Origin of the sequence: Veillonella sp. 27098_8_77 (assembly GCF_041431535.1) — a bacterium.
Classification (GTDB): Bacteria; Bacillota; Negativicutes; order Veillonellales; family Veillonellaceae; genus Veillonella.
Window position 1 is genome coordinate 1 of the sequence record NZ_JAPVXW010000031.1, and the last position, 538, is coordinate 538.

The window sequence follows — 538 nt, forward strand, 5'->3', positions numbered from 1 at the left end:
TCTAAAACAGATCATGATGCTACCTTTATGCGTATGAAGGAAGACCATATGCGTAATGGACAGCTTAAACCTGCCTACAATGTACAATTAGCAGTTCATTCTGAGTATATTATGGGAGTTGGTGTATTCCCTAAGCCCAACGACACTAATACCTTAATTCCATTTGTACAGCAACTAGAACAGATCCATAGTCGCCGATTCACATATGTGGTAGCTGATGCCGGTTATGATAGCCATGAAAACTTAACTTGGTTAAAGAACAACCATTACTTATCTTGTATAAAGCCACAATATTATGAAAAGGCCAAAACTAGAGCTTGGGCTAACGATATTAGTAAAGCTCGTAATATGGAATATATACCTGAAGAAGATGCATTTATATGTGCAAAAGGTCGTAAATTAAAATATGCTTTTACTCGTAATGCTAAAAACAAAACAGGATTTGTATCTGAGCGAAAAGTATATATTTGTGAATCTTGTAACCGATGTGGATACAAGAAGGAATGCCAACGGTATATGAAACCAACAACAGTAAATC

Annotated in this window: 1 protein-coding gene; it reads left to right on the forward strand. The window is 35.9% G+C overall.

The window, feature by feature from the left end:
• Nucleotides 1-538, forward strand: a 538-nt coding sequence (locus tag O3617_RS09545; protein ID WP_371449755.1) for a transposase, incomplete at both ends; no start/stop codon positions are given.